This window comes from Mycolicibacterium llatzerense (genome assembly GCF_000878195.1).
Classification (GTDB): domain Bacteria; phylum Actinomycetota; class Actinomycetes; order Mycobacteriales; family Mycobacteriaceae; genus Mycobacterium; species Mycobacterium llatzerense.
Window position 1 is genome coordinate 1 of sequence record NZ_JXST01000030.1, and the last position, 19,535, is coordinate 19,535.

A 19,535-nucleotide genomic window follows, 5' to 3' on the forward strand; every position below is an offset into this window, starting at 1 on the left:
ACCATCTGCCTGGCCCGCCGCCGCGTGAACGTCCTCTACGCACTCATTCGTGACAACCGGACCTGGGAACCCGACGCGCATCAAATCGCCTCTGCAGCGGCTTGACAACGTCATTGAGAGTCCTTTCATGGCCGGCTCGCGCGGCCGCCCATGCCACGGTAGAAACCGGCGGAGCCGTGCGGCTTGGCTACATGCGCACAGAGTTCGATTCCAGCGCTGCATCACATATCGACGTGAATGGCGTCCGGCGCCGTGCGCGGGGTGAAAGTGGGCGTGCGCCTGAACCCAAGACGTGCTCCCCATCACATTCATAGGTTCAATGTCGAGTGGCGCTCAGCCGGACCGCCACAGCGTCAGCAGAAGGAACTTTGCTATGACTGGCCAGGCTTCGCTCAGTAACGTCCAAGTGGCCATTACGGTCGATGATTTCGTGCTGTGGGACGGTACGCCGCTTCCCGAAGGGCATAGCTCGCTCGACGTGACCCGCGCACTCGCGGAGGCGTTGACCGGTGCCGGCCAGAATGGTGTCTACGGATTCGCGCACACCTACAGCATCGCCAAGGATCCGGCTAGCTTGGCGTGCTGGGACGCGTGGCTGGAGGCCGGCCATCACCTGGGTAATCACACCCATCAACACGCTCCATTGCGCTGGATGAGCGCTGACGACTTCTGTCGTGACGTTGATCAGGCCGAGAAGCTCATCGGCTCGCTTGTCGACCTAGCTCCCGAGCGCTACTTCCGCTACCCGATGGATATGTCGTCCGGGTCGGAGGGCAAACGCGGACAAGTTGAGGACTTCTTGCGCGACAACGGATATCGAAACGCGCCGATCACCTGCTGGTTTGGTGACTTCGTTTACATCGTGCCGTATCAGCGGTCCCTCATCACCGGAGATGTTGACGCACAGGCCAGGTTAGAAGACCTTCACGTCCAGGGCGCCGTCGAAGGGCTGGAGGCGCATGCTGCATCTGCCCGCGCTATGTTCGGCACCGACGTGCCGCACATCTGGATGGTGCATGGCACGCCCCTGGCCGCACGCACTATCGGACGCATTATCGAGGCGTACAAGCAGCGAGGTGTGCAATTCGTCAGTCTTGAGAAGGCAATGCAGCATCCGGTGAACTTCAGCATGCCGCCCGTCGAGGATTCCTTTAGCAACCACCTTCAGCGCTATGCGATGGCGGCCGGCATCTCCAAACCCGACCTTTCTGAAGGTCTTTTCGGTGAAATCCTGTTCAAGTGCCCGGTTAACGGGATGGACACCCTTCAGTACTACGACGAGAAGGTCCTTAAGCCGATCGCTGATCGCGTGGGATCGCCCTATCTATGGGACTGGTCGTAACCGCGGTGCGCTGTCGAGGCCGTCACATCATAAGAAAGCGAAAGTAACTCGTGCTCAATCTCTCTGTCATGCTCACTGATACCGCGCGGGAACGACCCGCGACGACAGCGGTGCTCGAAGGGGACCGGCGGATGACCTACGGTGAGGTCAATGCTGCGGCCAATCAGATTGCGGCGCTGTTGATTCGCCGTGGAGTGAACGTCGGTGATCGAGTCGCGATGAGTGTCCCGAATGTTCTCGAGTTCCCCGTCATCTACTACGGGATTCTGAAGGCGGGTGCGGTCGTCGTACCGATGAACACCATGCTGAAACGCGCCGAAGTCGCCTACCATCTTGGCGACTCGGGCGCGCGTGCTTACTTCTTCGCCGATGACTACCTGCCCGACGATGCATGGCGTGGCTTCGACGACGTGGCCGCCTGCGAATTCGCCATTGGCGTCAGCGACCTGGCTGAACTCCTCGGCGAGCACTCTGGCGAGGACGTGTTGGTCCCGACCGAAGCGACTGATACTGCGGTCATCCTGTACACCAGCGGCACCACAGGTAAGCCCAAGGGCGCCGAGCTCACACACGCTAACCTTGTCCTGAATGCGCTGACGTGTCACCGCCTTTTCGACGTCCTCGGTGAGTCGCAACTGGTGACACTGCCGCTGTTTCACTCGTTCGCCCAAACTGTCCAGTTGAACGCCGGTTTCAGCCAGGGTGGAACGCTGGTGCTGTTGCCCCGATTCGATGCCGACACCGCATTGAACCTGATCAGTGATCATCAGATCACGGTGTTCGCCGGCGTACCCACCATGTATTGGGCGCTGCTGGGCGCGGCCGCAAACCGCGACGACATCACAGCACTCGGCAGGCAGCTCAAAGTGGCCATGTCCGGTGGCGCCGCGCTACCCGTCGAGCTTCTCAAGCGATTCGAGACCGTCTTCGGCGTAGGTATCCGCGAAGGGTACGGCTTGTCCGAAACAAGTCCGGTGGTGGCTTTCAATCGACTCGACCGACCCAGCCGCCCAGGCTCCATCGGGATGCCGGCGTGGGGAGTTGAACTCGCGCTGCTCGGTGCCGATGGCCAGCACTGCGCTCCTGGCGAACGCGGTGAACTCATCGTCCGCGGGCACAACGTCATGAAGGGATATATCGGCCGCCCTGACGCGACTGATGAGGTCATCGATCCTGTCGGCTGGTTTCACACCGGCGATATCGCCACTCGCGACGAAGACAATTTCTTCTACATCGTCGATCGTGCCAAAGATCTCATCGTGCGCGGCGGGTTCAACGTCTACCCCCGCGAGGTCGAGGAGACCTTGATGGCTCATTCCGACATCACCCTTGCCGCGGTGGTGGGGATTGCCGATGAACGCGTCGGCGAAGAGATCAAAGCCTTCGTGATCACTCGGCCGGGTACGACGCTTGCCGAATCTGAAGTTATCGCGTGGTGCCGTGACCGCCTGGCGGTATACAAATGCCCACGCACAGTTCAGTTTTGCCACGAGCTTCCGCTCAACGCCACGGGCAAGGTGCTCAAACAACAGCTCAAAGACGCGAGCAGCGCCACCATCGCATAGTCGCGGCTCGGATCAACAACACTGCGCCACAACGCGTTTCCTGAGCATCGCTAGTGCTCGGAGGGCAGACGGAACCGCTGGTCCCGGGGTTTCACAATCGGCGCCCGGACCGCAGCACCATGGCGATGAGCGCCGCATCACTCGTTCGCGCCCGCCATCGCAGCAGACGCCTTAACCGCAGGCCGAGCGATCCGACTGCGGGTTGTGCTGCTTCCCGAATTTCATGACCTAGACCTCAATCCCCGGAGCAACCAACATGGCTCATCTCACGCCCGAATGCACTGCCACACCGCTGACCTGGTCTCAAACCATTGAGGTGGCAGATTTCGAGCGCACTCGGGTGACGAGTTGCCTGGCGCGCATGGTCGGGTTGGCCGTCGCGGTCATCGTGCTCGCCGTCTGCGGATCGGCAATGCCGCCGGTCGTGCGTGCAGACGAAACTGCCTATCTCCCGTTCTACACGCCACCTAGTCCACTCCCGCCCGGCCGGCCGGGCGACCTCATCCGCACCGAACCGTCGCGACTGGTGCTCGAACCATCCGGGCAACTCGGCACGTTTGTCGGCACCGGAACCCGGATCATGTACCGCAGCACCGACGCCCAAGGGCAGCCCGTGGCGGTGACTGGCACCTATATAGAACCCGACGTCCCCTGGCCAGGCAGCGGCCCCCGCCCCCTTCTCGCATACGCAGTCATGGGCTTTGGCATGGGCGAGCAGTGTGCACCATCGCGCATGTTCAATCAGGGCATCCACGCCTCCTTGCAGACCGGTTTCGATGTGATGTTCAACCTGGAGGAGGGATGGGTCGCGACCCTGCTGGCGCGTGGCTTCGCTATCGTCATCACTGACGGTGTCGGGATGGGTATCCATGACTCTGGGTCTCCGCAATTCCTCAACCGCAACGCTGGCGGAGCTGCACTCATAGACGCCGCCCGCGCTGCAATGAAGCTGCCCGGCACCTCCCTGGATCCGCACGGCCCCGTCGCCTTTTGGGGGTGGCTCGCAGGCGCACACGCGGCGCTGTCGGCGGCAGAGTTGGCCGCGAACTACGGCCCCGAGCTGCACGTCGTCGGCACCTACGCCGCTGCGGCACCAACAGATATCGCGCCAGTCCTGCCCGCCATGGATGGCAACTTCTTGGCCGGTCTACTCGGCTATGTCCTGCGAGGAATCATGGCGTCCTATCCTGCGACCGAGCAGCCCATCTGGGATGCGCTCACCCCGCGCGGCGCGGAAATGCTGGCCAATACCGGCCGTCAATGCCTGCTGCAGACCGGTGTCGACTACATGTTTCGGCATATCCAGTTTTGGTTCAAACAGGACATCTTCGCCACCGCCGCCGCAGAACCGTTCAAGTCCCTGCTGTGGGCTCAGCGGATCGGCAACGTCAAACCCACCGGCCCTGTCTATCTGACGCACAACCGGTGGGATCCCTTTGATCCGTACTCCGCCGTAGAACAAACCGCAGCCGACTGGTGTGCAATGGGCGCCGACGTAACGCTGTGGACGAATGAACAGCCACCGCTGTTCAACAAATTGGACATCAATTCCATGCTGCCCGTCTTTGTCGACGGAGAGCGAAGTATGGGGTGGATCGCCGACCGGTTCAATGGGATACCCAGCGCGCCCAACTGCGGACAGATTCCGGCTCCGTCCTGACATGTGACGTTTGCCGCTGTCCGGTTGTGAGCTCGCCTGAACGCGCAACAGCTGCTCAGCAATCGGCCGAATGCAGTTCGCTACGCGGCCATGCGCACAGCGAAAGGTAGGCTGCGCATGTAGCCAAGACGTGTTCCAGATCACATTTCTAGAGTGGGTGCGCTGCCACCAAGCCTGACCAGCGCAGCCCGCTTGGCCATTGGCAGAGGCGCCAACGACGAGGAAGCGACGTTCGGACATGAGTTACATCGTGCAGGCCCTTAGTACCCAGGATCTGGGTGCCAAGGAACGCAGCGACTGGTGGCGAGAGCGCGTGTCAGAGATTCATTGTCCGATGTCCTTCGCGCTCGCCGATGACTACTCCGGGCGGATCGAATATCAGCAGTCGGGTCGCTATCGACTGGTCCGCTGGTGGGGTGACGCTGAAGCACTAACTCGAGATTCCACCCAGATTCGGCGATCTCCGCACGGATCATACGAGTTGCTCATCCCAGTCCATGGTCATCTGCAGCTTGCACAAGGGGACAGTGACGTCGTGGCGGTGCCGCACACTCTGACGCTCACCTCGCTGGATGCTGCGATGGATATGCGACATGGCGACAACGTGTCGGCGGTAGCCCTTGTCATTCCACGAGATCACCTCGACTCTCGGCTGACGCGGTCGACCAATGACCGTCCAATAGCGCTTGATGCGAGGCGTGGGCTCGGCCGGATCGTCGTCGATCAGCTACGCACGATACGTGGCGAGCGCGATCAGCTGGACGGCTTCCAGTTCGACGCAGTCATGGACCGGATCGTCGACCTCATCGCCATCGCCTACAACGATCTCAGCGCACCGCTGGACGGTGTTCCGACCGACGCGCTAGTCGATTCAATCCGCCGCTATGTGCGCAGCAACGCACACGATCCAGCGCTGACCGGCGCAGGCATCGCCGCGGGCCTGGGCTGGTCACTGCGCCATATTCAAAACCAACTGCAACGCGTGGGCACCACACCCTCTGATCTGATCCGCGAGGAACGGCTCGCACTGGCGCGACTTCGCCTTCAGGATCCCGGTTGGCGGGCACAGAGCATTACCCAGATCGCCTTCTCCTCAGGATTCGGGGATTTGAGCACCTTCAGCAACGCCTACCACCGCAGCTTCGGCGAACGACCATCAGACACCCGCACAGCTCACTGAATTGTGCCGCCACTATCAGTTAAACACCGCGCGCACAACAACATACGTGCGCAAGGCTCCAAGCTGGTACGCCGAACCATCTCTTAGCGTCGAAGCATGGAATCGACAACTCATCCTCTCGCCGATAACGACACCCTGTTCTCTGTCAGCGGCCGCACAGCCGTAGTGACTGGAGGGTCGCGCGGTATCGGCGCCATGATCGCCCGAGGCCTCGTTGCCGCCGGCGCCGAGGTGATCATCACCAGCAGAAGGGTCGAACAATGCCGCGCCACAGCGCATCACATCAACAGCGAGGCAGAGGCCTTCGATAGCTCCGGGCGCTGCAGCTACATCAGTGCCGATCTGTCGACGTCGACCGGCATCGAACATCTGGTCAACTCGGTCAACGATCGCCACGAGCACATCGATATTCTTGTCAACAACGCAGGGACCACGTGGGGAGCACCGCTCGAGGAGTACCCCTTATCTGGCTGGAACAAAGTACTCAACACCAATCTCGTCTCCCCGTTCGGAATCATCGTCGGACTACTACCGCTGCTTCGAAACGGCGCCCGCCCAGAGCATCCTGCCCGGATTATCAACATCGGCAGCGTCGACGGACTGGTGGCACCGCAGTGGGAAAACTACTCCTACAGCGCCAGCAAGGCCGGACTGCACATGCTCACCCGCCATCTCGCCGGCCGCCTGGCACGTGACAGCATCACCGTCAACGCCATAGCTCCCGGCCCTTTCCTCACAGACATGCTCAGCCATATCGCCGCAGACCCAGCACGCGAAAACGAACTAATCAACACCGTTCCCCTCGGCCGCTACGGCCAGTCCGACGACATTGTCGGGGCAGTCCGATTCCTCGCCTCAGCAGCCGGCGCATTCGTCACTGCGGCCGTGCTACCTGTCGACGGGGGATTCAGCGGCGCAACGCACTGAATCTATCTGCCCGACAACGACTATCACCACACGCACCCGGACCGAACAGCACAGGAGTATCGGCATGCCCGAAGCAGTCATCGTTTCCACCGCGCGAACCCCGATCGGCCGCGCAGTCAAAGGATCCCTCAGAGACCTACGTGCCGATGACCTCGCCGCGCACGCAGTGCTCGCCGCACTCGCCAAGATTCCCGAACTCGACCCCACCCAGATCGACGACCTCATGCTCGGCGTAGGGCAGCCTGCCGGAGAATCCGGAAACAACCTTGGGCGAGCGGTAGCCGTGCTGGCCGGTCTCGACCGGCTCCCCGGCGTGACAGTCAATCGCTACTGCTCGAGCAGCCTGCAGACAACCCGGATGGCACTGCACGCCATCAGATCTGGCGAAGGCGACGTCTTCATCTCCGCCGGCGTAGAGACAGTCAGTCGGTACTTCAACGGTGCCGCGGATAACCCCGAAGGACAAAACCCGGTCTTCGTCGATGCTCAGTCCCGCACCGCCGCCCGCGCGCAAGACAACTCAGGATGGGCAGATCCCCGCGCCAACGATCAGCTACCAGATCTCTACATCACGATGGGACAGACCGCGGAGAACGTCGCCAACTTCAAGGGAGTTAGTCGCGCCGATCAGGACGCTTTCGCTGTACGCAGCCAGAATCGCACCGAAGCTGCCACCGCGTACGGCTTTTGGGCTCGCGATATCGCCCCCGTGCTCCTTTCCGACGGCAGCTACGTCAGCACGGACGACTGTCCCCGCGCTGATGTCACTCTCGAAGCTGTGTCTGCACTGCCACCCGTTTTCAGGCGAAACGGAACGGTTACCGCCGGCAACAGCTGTCCGCTCAACGACGGAGCCGCCGCACTCGTGGTGATGTCAGATTCCAAGGCCGCCGCGCTCGGCATCACCCCTCTGGCGCGGATCGTCAGCACGGGCGTCAGTGGGTTGTCACCAGAGATCATGGGGCTCGGCCCCGTCGAAGCAAGTAAGCAAGCCCTGCGACGGGCAAACCTCGACATTGGTGACATCGACCTGGTCGAGATCAACGAAGCCTTTGCAGCCCAGGCCATTGCATCCATGCGCGACCTCGACATCGACGACGACAAGGTCAACATCAACGGTGGCGCCATTGCGCTCGGGCATCCATTCGGCATGACAGGTGCACGGATCACCAGCACGCTGATCAACTCAATGATGTTCCATGACAAGCAATTCGGGCTAGAAACCATGTGTGTCGGGGGCGGCCAAGGCATGGCTATGATTCTCGAACGCCTGTCATAACAGACCCCAGAAGTTGGTGGCGTCACTCGACAGGGGCGTCCAGTGACGTCATTGACCGGAATTCGACTCTCACAGGCCCTGTCTTGCCCAGCCCAGTGTCACCATCAGGGCACCTACCGAAAGTCCGTACATCGCACCCAAGCGCGACTAGCCCTGCGACCCGATCTAACTCACCAGACGAGTGATGGCGGCCCAGTATGCCTGACGCTCGTCGGCATGCACCGTCGGGGCAAAAGCGACGACTACCGTCATCACCTGGCGCATGCCGTGATCTGCTGCGTATACCTGAGCCGCACCACTCGTCCGAAACGAGAGGACTTGCATGCGCTCGGTGGTGATCGACTGCGCACAACCAATCGTCGGACAGTCCGCGGCGCTGGTGTCCACGGGATGTCCCGCGTGTAACCCGCTGCGTTTCAGTGCATCAACAACGTCACGTGCTATGTGAGAGCTGCTAGCCGCAGTAGGCCATGGGGTTTCAGTGCGCGGAGCTACCGGTGCCGCACAGGCGGAGCCAAGTATCTCGCATACCGTTCCGAAGCTAACCAGAAGAGCAATCCCCGATGCTCGGGAGCGGATCAGATCGATCCAACGAACATGGCGAGGATGCGATTGCCTCATAACGATCCACCCATGCCGAAATGTCCACTCCCATTAGAGAGATCGACAAAGGGTCTGCCGGCACTTGTTGTTCGACCGGTGATCGAGCCCACTGGACCCGGGAGCCGTCTCGTACCGGGATGCGGAGTGAGTGAGCGTGTCGATCGACTCTGGTCCACGGGTCAGTGTTGCGCTAGGTGGGATTCGACGAGTTTGACGAGCGCGCCGAGCCGATAGCGGCGAGGCACGACGACAGGAATACGCCAGGGTGAGAATGCATCTGCAGCCACCGGTCCCACGCACGCGACCATCATGTCGCCACGTAGCGCATCAACGACGGAAGATTCACGACCGGTGAGTCCGGCGGCACGCATGATAGAGGCAACGGCAGGCGCCGAGGTGAAGGTGAGTGCGTCCAGAGCATGACCGACGACCAGATCGAGAAGTTCATCAAGCCGCGCAGGCGACTCAGGTCCCTCGACGCGGTAGATCGAGGCGATAACCACCTCAGCGCCCCGCGCGCGCAAGAGCTGGGCGGCGTGATTCAGTGAGTGGCCATGCTCCTGCATGACGATTCGCTTGCCAGACAGGTCTCTGCGGTTCAGGTAGGCCAGGACATCTGCGAAGCACTCACTCTGCGGCGACCAGTCGACGCGTACTCCCCGCCCGACTAGTGCACCGGCCGACTTCGGCCCCCGAGCTAGTACCTCGGCGCCGGAGGCGACCCGGACCAGATCGTGACCCAATCCCCATGAGTCGGCGGCTTCGAACCAGGACCTTATGCCGGTACCGGTTGTGGCCAGAAACAGATCCACCGGCCGGCACACGACCACCTGCGTAGTGCGGCGAAGCTCCCGCTCGTCGATCATCGACGGAGCAAGTGAAAGCGCGGGCGCCCATATGATATCGGCGCCGCGTCGCTGAAACATCTCGATCTGTTCTCGGGCCTTCCGAGCCGCTGTCACTCCGATCCGGCGACCTTCAAGGGACCGCGACGAATCGTCTGGTCGCAGCGGTGACGCAGTCACGTTCCTGCCGTCCAACGTGCTGCGGGGGCCACTCTCACCGTCCAGCATCATGTGTTGATACCGACATCGCTACCAGCTATCGCCACTGACGAGCTTCGAATTCGTCACTGCGACAACGGGAAGAAAGATGCGGACGCGTGAATATGTACGAACGAGTCCTCCAGCGGTTGGGACATGGCAATCAAGAGCGTTGACCTCTTCCTTTTGTCTGCGAAGAATCCGGCCACTTCATCATCGCCGGCACGATCTGGCGTTGCCAGCTGCGATATTGCCAAGCTGCGCCAGATTGCTGCCATCACGTTATCTGCTGTGTGCCAACGTGTTTCGCATCGGCAAACGCGGAAAGTCGCAATGCCTGTGAGCGGAAACTTCAGTAGTATCGAATGGCGTCGGTGAACAGCATCAAGCTGGGTCCATCACCGAAGATCGGTGGCACTCACCGCTCAGCGACTGCCACTAATTATCGATGACACAAGGAGACTGATGTCTGTAGTCAAGATCAACGCCCTGCATGTTCCCGTAGGCCAGGGCGCTGAATTAGAAGGTCGCTTTGCTGCACGGGCGCGCATGGTCGACGGCGAACCCGGGTTTGAAGGTTTCACCTTGTTGCGCCCAGTCAAAGGTGATGATCGGTACTTCGTGATGACGATCTGGGCCAGCCAGGAGTCCTTTGATGCCTGGCGGACGAAGACGGCTGACCACGGGCCGGTCATCGATGGACGCAAACCAGTGGCCACCGGCGCCGACCTGCTCGAGTTCGAGGTCGTCGACCTGCCCTGAGCCTGCCAGGGCGAAGCGCCCTCACCGATGAAGTCATCGGTGGGGGCGCTTTGGCGCCAATGGCTAACCCCGCGTCCTCGGTAGTGATTCGAGATTGTCGGTTGGCGATCGGCCGCCTTCTAACGAATTTCGGCGTCTTCACCGCTCGACAGGTATCGACGAGCAGCAGAGGTTGGCAGGACGCGCGGCGTACGGTCCCGTCCAGCGGCAATGCGCAGCCAGAATAGGACAACGACTGTGGCGATCGGGGGCGTTTCCTTCCGTAACCGGATTTGGATCTCGCCGATGTGCCACTGCTCTATATGCAGCAGGTAGACCGCGCGTTCAGGCGTTCAGGCGTTCATGCCGCCATCAACGGTGATACCAGTACCGGTGATATTTCGGGCCGCCGGGCTAGCCAGAAATCCGACTGCCGATGCAATGTCGACCACATTTGAAAAACGTCCGAGCGCCATGAGCTCCCTTAACCCATCGGCGCCGGCACCGTCTGCAGGATTCATATCGGTATCCGTCGGTCCCGGATGAACCAGGTTGACAGTGATATGACGCGGGCCGAGTTCGCGTGCCAGGCCACGAGTGAAAGACAGCAACGCAGATTTCGACATCGAATAGACCGTTGCGTAGTCGATCGCCACCCGCTCAGCCAGACACGAACCCAGAGAGACGATTCGGCCTCCATCCGGCAGATAGGCAATCGCGGCTCGGGAAGCGAGCACGACCGAGCGAATGTTGACCGCGATCATGTGATCGATCTGCTCAAGTGTGGTCTCGGCCAGCGGCGCCGAATGCAACACACCAGCGTTATTGACCAAAATGTCCAAACCGCCGATTTGCGAGACAGTTTCATCGATCGACCACGTGACCGCAGCCGCGTCTGCACTGTCAGCTTGAATCGCCGCCGCCCTCCTCCCGTGCGACCGAATCTTGGCGGTGACCGTCTCCGCGTAGTCAGCCGAGTGCTGGTACGTGATGGCCACATCGGCGCCACGAGCGGCCAGATCCACGGCGATGGCCGCCCCGATGCCTCGTGCGGCGCCGGTGACCAGAGCCCGCTTTCCTGTCAGATCCGACACATTGGTTCCTCTCGAACGACTGATGTTGCTCTGACCAGAGTCCTCTTCCGCCAAACGTCACACGAGTGTCGGAATCGACAACTCGCAAAAGGATTTGGCCACAATCGATCGAATAGTCTGCGGTTCAAGTAGTTCGCGTGCAGTGCGACTGGGTGTGCGCTTAGACGTAAGAGGGGACGTGCGCTCAGTATTCGTCGGGATACGCTGCAGTCGCCCGGATTTCGACAAGCAGTCCGGGGCTAGCGAGCCCGTTGACGCCGATAAGTGACCAAGCCGGGTACGGAGCCTTGATGTGGCGCTCCTTTGCTTTGGTAAACCCGGGCAGGTGTTGGTGGATGTCGACGTGATAGCTGGTGACATCGACGAGCGCGGACAGGTCTAGACCTTCTAGACGGAGAATTTCTTGCAGCTTTCCAATGGCGATCTCGGTCTGTTCCTCGATGCACTCGGGGATGGTGCCGTCGGGGCGTCGACCGATGGTGCCGGCAATGAATAGGTGCCCATGTGAGCGCACCGCGGCGGAATAGCCAAAACTCGCAAAAGCGCTTACGGTCTCGCCGAATATCTTGGAGTTTTCGGGGACCTGAACAGCCTGGATGGTCATTGCGTATTCCTTTCGTTGTGACCCATGCGGGTCAGTCGTTTCAGCGAGACGGGCAGCGGATTCGCTCCCTGACGAACTGGCTGAAAGCCTCGGTTCTGCTCGGGAATTCGCCGGCGATCGCACTGTGGGGCGTTGTTCGCGTTTGTCGCGGCGCACGCTACGGCCGAGTCGGTAGGCGATTGCATCGTGTCTAATCGCCTGTCCGAAACTCCAACCGGACTGTCTGTTCGATTACTAGGTTTGACTGTTCAGACGGCAGTCGCTGTGGCGTAGTCACAGGAGAAGGCCTGACGGTAAGCGGTTGGCGTTGTGGCCAGGCTGCGGCGGAAGTGAAGGCGAAGATTGGCGGCCGACCCCAAGCCGGAGGCCTGAGCGACCCGGTCGATCGAATAGTCGGTGGTTTCAAGTAGTTCGCGTGCAGCGGTAATGCGTGCGTTGACTAGCCATTGCAACGGAGTCGTTCCTGTCTCGTCGGTGAAACGACGCATGAAGGTTCGCACCGACATCCTGGCGTGCTTGGACATCTCTGTGACGGTGATTGTCTCGGCGAGACGGCCCAATACCCAGGCCCGAGTGGCAGCCAAGGACGTATCTCCGACAATCGCAACCGCCGCGGGGACATACTGCGCCTGCCCTCCTTCGCGATGAGGAGGGGCAACCAGTGCACGCGCGACACGATTAGCGCTCGCGGCACCTAGATCTCGCATCACCATGTACAAGCACATGTCGATCCCGCAGCACATTCCGGCAGAAGTCAGGACATTGCCGTTGTCAACATAGAGGACATCCCGATCGATTTGCACCGCTGGAAACATCGCCTCGAATTCCTCAAGATGCTGCCAATGCGTGGTGGCTCGTTGGCCGTCGAGGACGCCAGCGGCCGCCAGGGCAAATGCCCCAGTGCAAATTGACGCCACCCTGGCACCTCGTGCCGCACTCGCTGCTATGGCGTCGAGAACTGGGGCGGGGACGGGTCGATCCACCGGCTGATACCCCGGGACGATCACGGTATCGGCCTCACTCACTGCATCAATTCCGTGGCCGACCACCAGTGACAGGCCCGATGCAGTACTGACGCGATCCGACATCCCGCAGATTTTCAAGGCGTAGGGGACATCAGAGTCAACTGTGAAGACATCGAGAGGAATCGCAATGTCCAGTGCCGTGACACCGTCAAGGGCCACCACTGCAATACGGTGCTGTTTCTCCATCACTGACTGACACTGACCTACCAGCACTCGTATGAACAGTGGCGATTACGCCTAACATCGCAAGGATCCGGCCATTCTGGTGGCGGACGAGGGTGTAGTCCTTGCGGCGGATGGCGACGTGGGCGAGTTCGGTCAGCAATTCGTGATGGTCTGGCTTAGTGGCCAGTGCCGTGCGCAGGACCTGCCCGGCGCGCTCGACATTGCCGGACTCGATGTAGGTGCGGGCCAGGTGGAGCGCAGCGTCTAGATCGATTTCGGTCATCGGATTATGTTGCGCCGCTATTGATTTTGTGGTGTGCGCATTGGAATTCCCCTAGTGGTGTTTAGCGGGTTCGCAGGTTCGGGCAAGCCGCAGTCAGGATCGCCAGGGCGCTGAGTATCGCCAATCCCAGACTGATCCGGTTCGTCAGCATCGCGCCAGACTAGCGAGCATGGGGTATCAGTGTCGTCAACGCCGATCGTGCGCCGACATCGGCGTCCTGATCGCTGCCGAGTTCGGGCACGCGGGTGGGGATCACTGATTTCGGACAAGAATGTCATCGCACGCCGACGTTGATCAAATGTCATCGCAAGAGGGCATGAGTCGCAGGTTGTCGTTCAATGACGTCGTCCCGCGGTTGATCACGCCGCCGACCGGTCCAGAGCTCTGATCAGTTCAGGTCGCGGCCGGTCAGCTTCACGCTGAGGTTCCACAAGGACTCGGCTTCTCGCGGGTCCACCGCGTAGTCCATGACTCCGGTGCCATCGGCCGCGGCGGGGCCTGCGATGTCGCAGTCTTCGAGGTACAGACCACCGAGCCCAGCCAACTGCGGGCTGGTCGCCGCCCACAGTCCTGTTGCGGCGCCCTGGGACACGGTCTTGAACGTTGGGTCTGCGACGTTGCCCTGACCATCGATCCAGCCGCGGTCAACCATCTCGGCGGACTCGAGGTGCCGTTGCAGCGGAGTGAGGATGGACCCCGGATGCAGCGAGAACGCGCGCACGCCCGTGGCCGCGCCGAGTGAATCCAGGTGCAGCGCGAACAGGATGTTCGCGGTCTTGGACTGCCCGTAGGCCTCCCACTTGTCGTATCCGGTGGTGAACTGTGGATCGTTCCACCAGATACCCGAAATATGGTGCCCGGCAGACGAATACGCGACAACCCGTGCGTTGCCGCGCACCAACGATGGCCACAAGTCCGCGACGAATGCGAAGTGGCCGAGGTGATTGACGGCGAATTGGCTCTCCCAGCCCTGGCCGACGCGCTGTAGGGGAGTGGCCATGATGCCGGCAGCGCCGATGAACAGATCGATTTGTGGCCAGGTGTCGCTGATGCGTTGCGCGCACGCCGATACCGAATCCAGGTCGGCGAGATCGGCACTCAAGACGGTCACGGCATCTCCGAGGTGGTCGACGGCGCGTGCGGCGTCCTGGGTGCGGCGGGCGGGGATGATGACGTGGGCTCCTGCGCGGGCCAGATGGTTGGTGGTTTCCAATCCCAGGCCCGAATAGCCGCCGGTGACGACGGCCACGGCGCCAGTGAGATTCACCCCGGCCATGACGTCCTGGCTGTTCGATTCATGGCCGAACCCAGAGGCGATGGGCTGCTGTGCGGTGGTTTCAGTCATGCCACCACGCTAGAAGCTAGAGTGTCCTCTAGGTCAACCCCGGGGATGAATGCTCTTATGACACAAACTTTTACGATTGGCAAGGCAGCAGAACGCACCGGCCTGAGTGTCCATGCCCTGCGATTCTATGAGCGCGAGAACCTACTGGTCGGCGAGGTAGCGCGGACCAGTTCAGGACGTCGGCGCTACACCCAAACTGACATCGAATGGCTGGCGATCTGCGTACGCCTACGCGAATCCGGTATGCCGCTCGCGCATCTCGCCGAATTCGCTGCCCTGGTACGCCAAGGCCCGGGAAATGAAGTCCAACGCCTGGAGCTTCTGCGCCAGCACGAAGCTCACGTTCGGGCGCAACTGGCCAGCCTCCAACACTGCCTTGACGTCATCGAAATGAAAGTGGCCGTCTACCAGACCCACGTCGAACACTCTGGCGCGCAAGGGCTCTGGGACCCGACCGCTGTCGAGCGCTGATCTCCCGCGGCGTTCTGGCAAGAGCCGGGTCCGGCGTGCCGCAGCGGGCCGACTGGGATCGCAGCGCGCAGACGCACTACTTGGCCTCCGGCTAGCGTCCCGGGGGTGTCGTTTGCTGTGCGCTAGATCACTGTCGCGTGGCGTTCGGTTTCGGAGTAGGCCGCCGACTACACCTGCGCAAGGGTCGGACGTTGCTGTCGGCTATCAGAACGCGTGCGTTCAGGGGGAATCGTCGTGGGGGACTTTTTGCCGGGTGACCGGCCGTGGTCGAGTGTTGTTCGTTGGTGGCCGGTGGTGGTGGCATTGGTGGTCACTGTCGCGCTCACCGCCGGCGGACTGCATTGGTTTGCCAGTTCGGGACGGTCAGGGTCAGCAGGTGAGCCTGCTGCATCAACTGCGCAGCAGTTCGCCGACGCAGCAATGGAAGCGTTCAGCGGGTCGACCACGGTCACGGTCCCGAATCCGGCGGTGACGGCCCGCGAGCGGGCCGCGGGCTTGCCTGCGAACCCGGTCGCCGGCCTGACGTCGGCGACACCGGCCGGGCCGGTGCAGCTGGTCCTGCCCGATGGCCTCGGCACGGCCCAACACACCAGCAGCGGATCGGTCGTATACCCCGACACCGGAGCGGGTTTCGACTTCCTGGCCGAGAACACCGGCACCGGCACGCGCACGGTGGCTCGCATCAACAGCCCGGCAGGGGTGCGGATGGTCACCACCTTCGTACGCACGCCGGCCGATACGGTGATGCTGGCCCACCCCAACGGATATCTGACGATCAATCGGGCGACCCCGACCGCGGAAACTGTCGGGATGTTCGCTCCGGCCGAAACCCGCGATGCCGCAGGCAAACTCGTGCCCTCGTCGTATGTGGCCCGCCAGCTGCGGCCGGGCCTGTATCAGCTTTCTGAGGTCATCGACCCGCGCCCGGGCACCGTGTGGCCGGTGTATGTCGACCCGCCGCTGCATGTTGGTGGCCCCGGTGGTGGACCGCTGCCGGCAGGGTTGTTCGACTCGATCACCAGCACCGTGTCCAGCGCAGCCAATGCCGTCGGGGAAGCGGTGTCTACCGCAGCCTCCGCGACGGTGTCCGGGGCGAAAGCCGTGGGAACGTTCGTGAAAAACAACCCGATGGAAACTGCGATCATTGTCGCCGGGGCTGCGGTGGCGGTGACCGGTGTGGGCGGGCCGGCCGGTGCCGCGGCGATCGCGGCGGCCGTCGCCAACGTGAGTGCCGCGGGCCTGCAGATTGCCTCAGAAGCCATGCCGGACAACCAAACCCTCGGGGTGATGTCTACGGTGGCCAACGCGGCGACCATGCTCACGCCCACCGGTGCGGCCAAGAAGATCGCCGAAGAAGGCGCTGAGCTCGCCGCCAAACAAGTTCTCACCCACACCGACGACGTCATCGACGCCGCCAAGGCCGTTCCCAACCCGGCACAGCTCCGCGAGGAGATCGCCGCCGCCGGCACCGCAGGAAAGCCGCCACTGCCCGGCGTGGAGACACCCAAAGCGCCGAACGCGCCGCCGGTATCGGTCAAGGCTTCCGAACCACCGTCAACGCCACTGGGTGAGCGCGCGCCGTGCGCGGGGCAGTCGTTTAGCCCGGACACGCTGGTGCTGCTGGCCGACGGCACCAAACGCCCTATCTCGGCGCTTAAGGCCGGGGACCGGGTGTGGTCCACCGACCCGGAAACCGGGCGCACCAGTGGACAATTGGTGCAGGCGGTGCTCGTCGATCACGACACCGATCTGCTCGACCTGACAATCACCAACCCTGCCGATGTGGCTTCGGTGGTGCACACCACCGCCAAGCACCCGTTCTACCGCACGGCCCGCGCCCAGACGTCGTCGTCTGAGGTTTCCGAGCTGGCGGCCACCACCGGGACGGTGAATCGCTCGGGGGCTGATTGGGTTGATGCCAAAGACCTACGCTCCGGTGATCGGTTGGCCACCCCGTTCCGGGACAGCGTTGCGCACGTCGCGGCCAGCGCGCCGGTGTCGGGTACGGCCGATATGTGGGACCTCAGCGTCGAGAACACCCACACCTTCTACATCGCCACCCTCACCGCAGCTGTGCTGGTGCACAACTGCCCGATGCCGGGCGCCACACCGTACGGACCCGAAGAACCTAAAGGCGGGGTGTACGTCATCCACGACGCAGAAGGCAATGTCAGCTACACAGGTCGGGCTAAGGTCCTCGACAATCGCCTCTACGATCAGGCGGGGCGGGATGGCAAGCTACAGCCGGGCGACAGTATCCAGCTCTACCGGACCGACGTGCGTTCTGAACAGCGTGGCCTTGAACAGCACTTCATCGACAAGCATGAGACGTTGTCCCCGCGTGACGCAGAACGTAATCCTGCGGGTCGCAACCTGGTTCGTGGCGTCGCGAAAAGCAATCCGCGCGCAGGCCAGTACAAGCGAGCCGCCAACGACTACTTGAGTCGTATGCAGAAAGAACCGGAGATCACCCAGTTACCTGAGCGGGTGCAGCAGCGCCTGGACCAGCAGGACCGTTCGAGAGCCGCTGCAGATCAGCAACGCTCCGAAGCAATGAGCTCGGCACACGGAGCCAACGAGTCCCGCCGGGGAGAATCCCAGAGCGGCTCATCGGCATCCGGCAATAAGGAAGGCAAGAGCTCGAAGGGCAGACAGAAGCCGAAACGGCGTAAGAGCAAGTCGCATCATAACCATCCGTAGGGCAAACGAGAGCGGCGAATATTCCCCGGTCGGCGGTAGCATCGCCGATCGGGGAAATACGCACACCGAGGCGGGAAACGAGATGAATACCAATCAACCTCCGGCAGTCCCGAAATCGCGGCCGCCGGTATCCCATTTCGTGCGGTGGCCGGTCACCCCGGATCAGTTGCCCGAACATCCGGATTTCCGCAGGATCATCATTCAAGATGACGATGACCTGCCGTCGGCCGCTGACTGGCAGCTTTTGGCCGAGTACATGTCCCAGCACCCGCACCTGGGGTTATTCGTGGATACCACCGGGGACGGCTTGCATGACCTGGATTTTCTCGCCGAGTTCGGATGGCTGACCGATCTGACGGTGGAATGCATGTCGCTGCAGTCGGTGGACGGGCTACGGCATCTATCCAATCTACGGCGCGTGGCGTTAGGGCCGACGAAGCGGCGGGTATCGCTGGAAGTGCTGACCGAACTCCCCGAACTCACGAGCGTGTCGATCACTGATCATTCACGGGAGCTTGATGTCCTGGGCCAGATTCCTGGTCTACGCTCGGTGAGCTTGACCAGCGCCAAACGCGACGATCTGGAATTCCTCGCCGGGGCAACACAGTTGAGATCGGTGTACCTCACTATGGGGCGGATCAATGACCTGTCTGCCCTGACCCGGCTGCCGCATCTCATCTCGCTGGACATGTATCGCACGAAGGTCACCGACCTGACCCCGATCGGGGAATGCACATCCCTGGTGAGCGCGTGGCTGGAGGGCCTGCCCGTTGGGGCACTGCCCGATCTGGGCGCACTCAGCGATCTGGTGGTCCTGGAGGTCGCCAAACTCAACGGCCTCGATGATCTCACCCCAATCGCACACGCCCCGAACCTGCGGTATCTGCGGGCGCAAAGCAAAACCCTGCAGCCAGAAGATTTCATGGTGCTGGCGGGCCACCCCACCTTGGAGGTCATCGACGCGAACCTGCGCACGGACGAGCTCAGCTACCAGGTCAACCAGATGCTCAATCTGGACCGCGACGCCACCAACCCGTACTACCAGAGGGCGTTCAAACACGAACTCGCCGCCCGCATCCGCGGCGAACAATAAACGCACACAACGAGAATCAGAGGTTTCGCCAGTGGACCCGTTCTTCCTCGACGACGAAGACCCCGCATCGGTGGCCCTGCTGCTGAGCACGGGCGATCTGACCGTAGACGCGGCCGTGGAAGCGCACGGCCATACACCCAACGGCGACTTCTGGACAGGGGTCGCCGAATACCTGATCAGCAACTACCGCCCAGATCTGTCCGATGTGTTCGAATTCGACCCAGAGGCAGGAACATTCGCCGCGTACGGTAATCGTGACCAACTGCTGGCACTGGCCGACCTGATGCGCCCTGCGGTGACCGACTCCGATGCGATCGGAGCGCTCATCTCTACTGCCACCGCAGCTGGCCACGAATTCGACGACTAGGAACAGACGAATCTCAAAGTGCTTCAGCGAATCAACGGACTTGGAGAA

At 61.8% G+C, this 19,535-nt stretch carries 18 protein-coding genes and 1 pseudogene; 11 read left to right on the plus strand and 8 right to left on the minus strand.

Annotated features, from left to right (window positions below):
• Nucleotides 1-373: 373 nt before the first annotated feature.
• From TL10_RS19820 to TL10_RS19845, 6 genes are all read left to right on the plus strand, one after another.
• Complete coding sequence (locus TL10_RS19820) at nt 374-1,342, plus strand: polysaccharide deacetylase family protein (RefSeq protein ID WP_043401900.1); 969 nt, start codon at nt 374-376, stop codon at nt 1,340-1,342.
• 50 nt (nt 1,343-1,392) lie between these two features.
• Nucleotides 1,393-2,907: a long-chain-fatty-acid--CoA ligase gene (locus TL10_RS19825; RefSeq protein WP_043986958.1), complete on the plus strand. Its 1,515-nt coding sequence runs from the start codon at nt 1,393-1,395 to the stop codon at nt 2,905-2,907.
• A gap of 361 nt (nt 2,908-3,268) precedes the next feature.
• Nucleotides 3,269-4,567: a lipase family protein gene (locus TL10_RS19830; protein WP_043986959.1), complete on the plus strand. Its 1,299-nt coding sequence runs from the start codon at nt 3,269-3,271 to the stop codon at nt 4,565-4,567.
• 238 nt (nt 4,568-4,805) lie between these two features.
• Complete coding sequence (locus TL10_RS19835) at nt 4,806-5,747, plus strand: AraC family transcriptional regulator (RefSeq protein ID WP_043986960.1); 942 nt, start codon at nt 4,806-4,808, stop codon at nt 5,745-5,747.
• Nucleotides 5,748-5,843: 96 nt separating this feature from the next.
• Entirely contained in the window at nt 5,844-6,674 is an 831-nt protein-coding gene (locus tag TL10_RS19840; RefSeq protein ID WP_043986961.1) for an SDR family oxidoreductase, read from the plus strand.
• A 64-nt stretch (nt 6,675-6,738) separates the two neighbouring features.
• Nucleotides 6,739-7,953, plus strand: a complete 1,215-nt coding sequence (locus tag TL10_RS19845; RefSeq protein ID WP_043986962.1) for an acetyl-CoA C-acetyltransferase — start codon at nt 6,739-6,741, stop codon at nt 7,951-7,953.
• Between the two features lie 165 nt (nt 7,954-8,118).
• Here the strand turns inward: TL10_RS19845 and TL10_RS19850 are convergent, their stop codons facing one another.
• Both TL10_RS19850 and TL10_RS19855 read right to left on the minus strand, forming a co-directional pair.
• Complete coding sequence (locus tag TL10_RS19850; RefSeq protein WP_043986963.1) at nt 8,119-8,340, minus strand: hypothetical protein; 222 nt, start codon at nt 8,338-8,340, stop codon at nt 8,119-8,121.
• Between the two features lie 395 nt (nt 8,341-8,735).
• Complete coding sequence (locus tag TL10_RS19855; protein WP_082068015.1) at nt 8,736-9,632, minus strand: uroporphyrinogen-III synthase; 897 nt, start codon at nt 9,630-9,632, stop codon at nt 8,736-8,738.
• A 432-nt stretch (nt 9,633-10,064) separates the two neighbouring features.
• On the opposite strand from TL10_RS19855, the gene TL10_RS19860 reads away from it, so the two are divergent.
• Nucleotides 10,065-10,361 (plus strand): antibiotic biosynthesis monooxygenase family protein, encoded by a 297-nt coding sequence (locus TL10_RS19860; protein WP_043986964.1) that lies wholly within the window; start codon nt 10,065-10,067, stop codon nt 10,359-10,361.
• Nucleotides 10,362-10,693: 332 nt separating this feature from the next.
• On the opposite strand, the gene TL10_RS19865 is transcribed toward TL10_RS19860, so the two are convergent.
• From TL10_RS19865 to TL10_RS19880, 5 genes are all read right to left on the minus strand, one after another.
• Entirely contained in the window at nt 10,694-11,434 is a 741-nt protein-coding gene (locus TL10_RS19865; protein ID WP_043986965.1) for an SDR family NAD(P)-dependent oxidoreductase, read from the minus strand.
• Between the two features lie 184 nt (nt 11,435-11,618).
• Nucleotides 11,619-12,038: a RidA family protein gene (locus TL10_RS19870; protein ID WP_043986966.1), complete on the minus strand. Its 420-nt coding sequence runs from the start codon at nt 12,036-12,038 to the stop codon at nt 11,619-11,621.
• Between the two features lie 248 nt (nt 12,039-12,286).
• Nucleotides 12,287-13,249 (minus strand): GlxA family transcriptional regulator, encoded by a 963-nt coding sequence (locus tag TL10_RS19875; protein ID WP_043987016.1) that lies wholly within the window; start codon nt 13,247-13,249, stop codon nt 12,287-12,289.
• Nucleotides 13,212-13,511 carry a tetratricopeptide repeat protein gene (locus TL10_RS30695; protein WP_110789150.1) on the minus strand — a complete coding sequence of 100 codons (300 nt, stop codon included), beginning with the start codon at nt 13,509-13,511 and terminating at the stop codon, nt 13,212-13,214. Before TL10_RS30695 ends, TL10_RS19875 begins: the two co-directional genes overlap by 38 nt.
• Before the next feature lie 388 nt (nt 13,512-13,899).
• A complete protein-coding gene (locus TL10_RS19880; protein ID WP_043986967.1) occupies nt 13,900-14,856 on the minus strand; it encodes an oxidoreductase in 957 nt (318 codons plus the stop codon).
• A gap of 57 nt (nt 14,857-14,913) precedes the next feature.
• Between TL10_RS19880 and TL10_RS32035 the strand changes: the two are divergent.
• Nucleotides 14,914-15,066: pseudogene (locus tag TL10_RS32035) on the plus strand (MerR family DNA-binding transcriptional regulator); the annotation flags it as partial.
• 18 nt (nt 15,067-15,084) lie between these two features.
• On the opposite strand, the gene TL10_RS32040 reads toward TL10_RS32035, so the two are convergent.
• Nucleotides 15,085-15,273, minus strand: a complete 189-nt coding sequence (locus tag TL10_RS32040; protein ID WP_338048668.1) for a hypothetical protein — start codon at nt 15,271-15,273, stop codon at nt 15,085-15,087.
• 288 nt (nt 15,274-15,561) lie between these two features.
• Here TL10_RS32040 and TL10_RS19890 point away from each other — a divergent pair, with 288 nt between their 5' ends.
• The 3 genes from TL10_RS19890 (at nt 15,562) to TL10_RS31290 (ending at nt 19,487) form a co-directional block, all read left to right on the plus strand.
• Nucleotides 15,562-18,027 carry a polymorphic toxin-type HINT domain-containing protein gene (locus TL10_RS19890; RefSeq protein WP_131630775.1) on the plus strand — a complete coding sequence of 822 codons (2,466 nt, stop codon included), beginning with the start codon at nt 15,562-15,564 and terminating at the stop codon, nt 18,025-18,027.
• Nucleotides 18,028-18,109: 82 nt separating this feature from the next.
• Nucleotides 18,110-19,120, plus strand: a complete 1,011-nt coding sequence (locus TL10_RS31285; protein WP_043986971.1) for a leucine-rich repeat domain-containing protein — start codon at nt 18,110-18,112, stop codon at nt 19,118-19,120.
• Nucleotides 19,121-19,151: 31 nt separating this feature from the next.
• A complete protein-coding gene (locus TL10_RS31290; protein WP_043986972.1) occupies nt 19,152-19,487 on the plus strand; it encodes an Imm51 family immunity protein in 336 nt (111 codons plus the stop codon).
• Nucleotides 19,488-19,535 lie beyond the last annotated feature (48 nt).